We start from the raw sequence: 6137 nt of genomic DNA on the forward strand, positions 1-6137 counted from the left end.
TGCCCCCTCTGGGAGGAAGGGGGACGCGGGACCTCACGGGGCCCGGGGGCTCCAATAGAATCCCGTACCGTCGAGGGTGGCGCTCCACAGCTCGTCCGACGACAGCCCTTCGAGGGTCGTGAAGCCCTGGGTGCCGAAGCGGAAATCCGCCCACGTCTCCCCGTCGAAGCGAACGATGTCGTCCGTGGCCAGGACCGCGATGACGGCGCCCTGTCCGAAGGCCACCACGTCGATGATGTCGGGCGAAACGCCACCGTCCACGAAGATGGGGTAGGGGGGCTTCGTGCTCCAGGTGCCCGCCGCTCGCTCCAGGAGCAGTCCCTGGTCTCCGGTCGCGTAGGCGAGGCCCGGCGCCACGACGTGAACGGCGTGCAGGGCGAGCTGTCCTCCGGCGGGCGGCGGCAGCGCCTCTCGCAGCCACGGGCCTCCGTCCGCGTTGACGTGGTACGCGACGGGCACCTCGCCCGTCTGCCCCACGGTGATGAGTGTTCGCGGGTCGAGACCGTGGATGGCGCGGAGGTCCGCGTTCACGCGCTCCACCCGCACCGGCTCCGCCGGGTAGTCCCAGCGGAGGATGTCCCCGGCCTCGTTCACCGCGTAGAGCGTCGTGCCTCCATCCGCCTCGAAGCCCACGAGGTCCTGGATGGCCGCGCCGCCTCCGTCGAAGGACGTCAGCGCGCAGGGCTCCCCGGCGGCCAGCGTCCGCGTGGCGAGCCGTCCCTCCCAGGAGCCCATGAACACACGCCCGTCGCTCGGCCGTGCCCACGCGGTGGACCACGCTCCGTGGCAATCGGTGAATGGCTCGACGTTGAAGCCACCGTCGGTCTCGCGGCGGACGTGGGCGACGACGTCGTTGCTGTCGCTCACGAACCAGGCCTGGTTGCGCGCGTGGGGCGCCACGTCCCGGAAGCTCGCTCCCGGGAGGGTCTCGGTCGTCTTCCAATCGATGCCATCACAGACGGGCGCCGGGTCCTCCCGGCCGTCACAGTTGTTGTCCAGGAAGTCGCAGCGCTCCTCCACGCCCGGGGAAACGGAGGCGGAGCGGTCATCACAGTCCGTGCCCCGGGTGGCGGTGCTCACGTAGCCATCACCATCGTCATCCCGCGCGCTCAACTCCAGCTCGACCGTGGCGGTTCCCTCCTCGGGAACAACCCCCTGCGCCGACGCGGTGGCCACCTCCTGTCCCGAGCACGAGCGCTCGCGGGCGGAGGCCGTCACCTTCACGGTGTCACTCCATCCTGCACGGCGAACGAATCCCACCTCCGCCGTCGCCGCTCCCCCAAGCCCGGGCGGCTCCACCGGCAGCTCGAAAGTCCTTGAGGCGTCCTCCGCGTCCACCAGTCGCAGCGTGACGCAGCCTGGACGGAAGCCGTCGTAGGTCAGCAGCACCCGGACCTGGCAGGGGTGGCTCGCGTCGCACCCGCTGGGGCGCTCCTCCTCGAGCTCCTCGATGTCCGGCACCGTGCAGGTGATGCAGAGCAGCCCGAGTCCCACGGCCACGGCGCGCCTCATGGCGAGACCTCCGTCCGCGACGTCGGCGGGTCGTCCGTGAGCAGCCAGACGACGGCGGCTCCGGCGGCGGCGGTGATGGCCGCCCCCAGCAGGACGTTGGCCGCGAGCGCCTGTCCCCGCGCGCTGTCCAGGTGCGCGGTCCGGTCGCTGTAGAAGGCATCGTCGCGCGCGGCGTTGACGTTGCTCCGCGACTGGAGGCCGAAGTATCCGCCGACGCCGCCGAGCACCACGCCCCCTCCCAGCAATGCCAGCGGAAGCACCGGCATGGAGCGCGTGTGTCGCACCTCCGCCTGCGCCCTTGGCGGAACGAGCGCGACCTGCGCGTCCGGCATCGCATTCGGTGCGTCCGAGGGCGGGCGGGGACTGCGTGTCAGCTCCTCCTGCACGGTCCGCTTCACCTCCTCGAAGTCGCGCGACACCTTGGGTGACACCTTCACCGGCAGGCTCGCGTCGGGCAGCAGCGACAGCCCGTTCTTGAACGAGGCCAGGGCCTCTTGACGGCGTCCCAGGTCCGCGAGCACGAGCCCTCGGAAGATGGCTGTCTGGCCCCGCTCCCTGCTGTCGCGCGCCACGGTCTTCGCCGCGTCGAGCTGCTCGAGGGCGTGCTCGTAGTCGAGTTCCTCGTAGGCGTGGGATGCGGCGGACATTCGGGCCTGGAACTCCGGGCCAGCGGAGGCCGCCGGTTGGCTCCAGGCGGGCGACACCAGCATCAGCGCGAGGCCGAGCACGATTCGCAGGTCCATGGGCGCGGAAGATACCATCGGGCCACCGGACCGCCTTGCAGCGCTGTTTTGACCGCACCGTGGGGTTGTCAGTTGATGCTTTCAGGACAGGGCGCTTCTGTTGTCGCCGGAGAAGTACACCCCGCAGGCCGCGGGAATCCTGGCTCATGGGTCCTGTCCGGGCAGCCTTCAGGCGAGCCCCGCTCTGTCATTGCACCCGGGGTGCCTCCATGTGATAGCCGCGCCCCCAACCTGGAGGCGTGATGTCGAGATGGATTGCCTGGCTGTCCCCGTGTCTTGGCTTGCTGGTGTCTGGCTGCATGTCATTGGAGGTGGATGACGCGCGGGACCCGGAGGTTCAACAGCAGGCCCTGGCCGGCACGCAGGTCATCGACTACTCCTCCGCGAGCACGCTGGCGAACACGGATGCGTCCGGCAAGAGCGGCGGCATGACCGTGCTCAAGACGAACAGCGCTGCGTGCACGGTCGGCGCCTACGCGGATTGCTACGCGGACTACATCGAATTCAGCGCGACCTACACGGGCTACCTGAGCTTCAATCTCTCAAGCCTCACCCAGGCCGCGCCAACCCCTGCTCAAATCACCCAGCTCCAGTTGCTGACGAAGTACCAGGGGCCTGGGGCTTCCACGTCCTACTACCAGTGGCAGCTCTACCGGTTCACGACCTCGAGCTGGGTGAACATCGCCAACTCGCAGGGGCGCGGTGACTGGGTGTGGACCCCGGCCCTGACGCTCACGCTCCCGGGCACCGAGGCGGCCTCCAACTTCGTCTCGGGCACTGGCGAGATTCGCGCGCGGCTCATCAAGGGCGCGGGGACGGATGCGGCGCAGCTCGACAGCCTCCGCCTCCAGGTGTCCTGGGACATCCCCACGACGTGCACCGCCGAAACCAACGCGGCCTTCTGCACGCGGCTGGGCACGAACTGCGGGCAGGTGAGTGGCACCGACAACTGCGGTCAGGCGCGCACGGTCTCCAGCTGTGGCAGCTGCCAGAGCCCGGCGACGTGTGGCGGCGGCGGAACCGCGAACGTCTGTGGCCAGGGCGGGGCCTGCACCGTGGCGAGCTTCCCCAAGGGCACCACCTGGATGTGGGACCTGGAGAACAACGCGCTTCCCACGAACCTGAATGCCCAGGTCTACGTCGTCGACCTCTTCAACACCTCGACGGCGAAGATCCAGGAGTACAAGAACGCCGGCAAGAAGGTGGTCTGCTACTTCAGCGCCGGCACCTATGAGAACTGGCGGAGCGATGCCAGCCAGTTCCCGCAGGACACCTATTGCAGCCCCGGAGAGGACTGCGCCCAGTCCATCCACATCCTGGGGGACTGGTGCGAGAGCGGCGGCGGCTGTGAGTGGTGGCTGGATCACCGCAAGCCGGCGGTGCGGACGGTGATGACGTCCCGCATGCAGTTGGCGAAGAACAAGGGCTGCGACGCGGTGGAGCCGGACAACATCGACGGCTACTCGCACGATGATGAGATCAGCTGCACCGACCAGGCCTGCTGGAGCCTCACGGCGGCCAATCAGCTCGACTACAACCGCTGGCTGGCCGACACCGCCCATTCCCTGTGTCTGGGCATCGCGCTCAAGAACGACGTCGACCAGATCCCCGCGCTCGCCAGCTCCTTCGACTTCGCCATCAACGAGCAGTGCCAGAAGTACGCCGAGTGTGGCGCGTACAAGACCTGGTTTACGAACCAGAACAAGGCGGTCTTCAATGCCGAGTACGTCGTGGACTCGGGCGATGAGACCACGAATTGGTCTTCGTGCACGGGGACCGGGACGCTCTGCGCCTGCGGCGAGAGTGGATTCGCCCAGGGTGACATGCGCACCCTGGTCTTCAGCACCTCGTCGGTCCGCTACAACAACCTCGCCTTCACCTGCTGGTAGCGCGGCGGGCCGGGGCGGGCTTCCCGCCCCGGCCTCGCACTCGTGTACCTCGCCGAAGTGCCGCTGCGCGTCCAGACGCACCCGAACGCCCGCATCGGGGAGCTACTGCCGCACGAGTGGAAGCGCTTGCGCGCCGCCGCCGCTTCCTGACGCCACCCGCGCCGACCATGGTACTCGTCCGCATTCAAGCGATCCGGCACGTCGTTGGCCGGACGGTTACCCATCCCCGGCGAAGCTTGCCGGGAGGTGGAAATGAAGCAGCCCCGGCCCCACACAGGCGCCGTTGTGCCTATCCCAATTTCGGTCGCTGCGTCATAGGTGCGTCAAGGCCACTTCCGGCAGCGCGTCAAGGCCGGTGAGCGAGGCGCGCGGTCGTCGTTCAGTCTGGCCAGCGACTCGCGAGGCAGGCTCCTGGAATGAGGCAGAGCCCACCAAGTGATGGGCCCTCTCTCCACCACGATGGCACGATTGCCACCGACAGGTCCGACATCATGAAGGCCACAACGAGCACTGGCTGATGAAACGCCGCAGCTTCCTCTCGCCGCAACAGGCCCGACGAAAGCTGGTGCAGTCCGGGCGAGCGGCCTGATTACGACCAACTCGGTGTCGCATCAATCCGGTGCGGTACACCGCCCAGCAACAAGGCCACGACCAGCACGCCACTAACGAGCCATTTCAGGATGCGCCCGAGAACCACTCCTCTTCGACCGCCACTGGGAAGGCGCTGTGCTAGGGCGTGTCCGCAAACTAGAGCCAGAGGCGGATGGAGGCGAGATGCACCATCGCCAGGTAGTTGGCGGCGCGCTTCTCGTACCGCGTCGCCACGCGGCGGCACTGCTTGAGGCGGTTGAAGAGACACTCCACGCGGCAGCGCTTGCGGTAAGCCGCGCTGCGAAAAGAGCGCTGCCGCTGCTGGTTTGAGCGCGTGGGGATGATGGGCTGCACGCCGTGCCGCAGGAGGTAGGCGCGGACCGTCGTGTAGCTGTAGCCCTTGTCTCCCGCGAGGGCGTCCGGAAGCCTGCGCGGCGCCCCGGGCAAGTGCGCCTTGGGCACGCTGCCGCCCTCCATGAGGGCTTCGAAGCCGATGGTCTCGCTCCGCTGGCCTGCCGTCAGTGCAAAGACGAGTGGCTGTCCTCGCCCTTCGGCCCGGACGTGGACCTTCGTCGAGAAACCGCCTTGGCTGCGGCCAAGCGCTTCGGCTTCCCCCCTTTATGCGGCGTGCCGCGGGCACGGGCCGCATGCTGGTGCGCACGCACCACACTCGAATCCACGTAGTGCAGCGTCCAGTCGAGCCTGCCGTCCTCGTTCGCTTCGGCCTGAAGCGCACGCAGCACGCGCGCCCAGATGCCCGCCTGCTCCTAGCGGTAGAACTGGCTGGTGAGCGTCTTCCACCTGCCGAACCGTCCCTCGGGTACGTCGCGCCACGGCGTCCCCGTGCGCAGGGCGAAGAGGATGCCCTCCACCACCGTGCGATGACTCTTGTTGGGCCGGCCCACAGCCGGCCGCTCGGGGGGAAGCAGCGGAGCCAGGTGCTCCCACTGCGCGCTCGTCAGTTCTGGGCGGTCCATGCTTGTTCAACACACGGACCCGCCTCGCTTAGTTTGCAGACACGCCCTAGCCTCCCGGCCGGACCGCGGTGTCCCGTCACCCCTGTACTGGCGCTCGAAAAGGCGCAAACTCCCCACTGGACGGCCACCACGGTGCAGCCCGAGCCCGGGCACGTGTCACTCCAGGTGCTCGAGGCACAGGGTGCGAAGGGTGTTCCGGGCCGGGCCGACCGCGAGCGACAGGCCAACTGCGCAGCCAGCCTACCGGTGAGCGTCAAGGTAGTTGTCGCGTGAAAGGGTTCAGCCGATGCGTTTCAGCTCCTGCACTTCCGGTGAGGGGTTGAGGCGCACGGGGCCCGCGGGCGTCCAGTCGCGCGTGTCGCGGCTCCATCGCTCGGGGTGACGGGCGCGGGCGCGCTGGTACACTTGGTGACGCTGGGCGAGCA

At 68.4% G+C, this 6137-nt stretch carries 3 protein-coding genes and 1 pseudogene; 1 reads left to right on the plus strand and 3 read right to left on the minus strand.

All coding sequences use genetic code 11. The features are described from left to right. Positions 1-33: 33 nt before the first annotated feature. Together D7Y13_RS36960 and D7Y13_RS36965 are read right to left on the minus strand one after the other, a co-directional pair. Complete coding sequence (locus D7Y13_RS36960; protein ID WP_120584512.1) at positions 34-1512, minus strand: putative metal-binding motif-containing protein; 1479 nt, start codon at positions 1510-1512, stop codon at positions 34-36. Continuing rightward, on the minus strand, positions 1509-2255 hold the full coding sequence (locus D7Y13_RS36965; protein WP_120534068.1) for a tetratricopeptide repeat protein: 747 nt from the start codon (positions 2253-2255) through the stop codon (positions 1509-1511). Before D7Y13_RS36965 ends, D7Y13_RS36960 begins: the two co-directional genes overlap by 4 nt. A gap of 242 nt (positions 2256-2497) precedes the next feature. Between D7Y13_RS36965 and D7Y13_RS36970 the strand changes: the two genes are divergently transcribed. Further along, positions 2498-4144, plus strand: coding sequence for an endo alpha-1,4 polygalactosaminidase (locus D7Y13_RS36970; protein WP_120584511.1), 1647 nt, complete (start codon positions 2498-2500; stop codon positions 4142-4144). A 747-nt stretch (positions 4145-4891) separates the two neighbouring features. On the opposite strand, the pseudogene D7Y13_RS36975 reads toward D7Y13_RS36970, so the two are convergent. Beyond that, positions 4892-5712: pseudogene (locus D7Y13_RS36975) on the minus strand (IS5 family transposase). Between the last annotated feature and the right edge of the window lie 425 nt (positions 5713-6137).

Source organism: Corallococcus praedator (assembly GCF_003612125.1).
GTDB classification, from domain to species: domain Bacteria; phylum Myxococcota; class Myxococcia; order Myxococcales; family Myxococcaceae; genus Corallococcus; species Corallococcus praedator.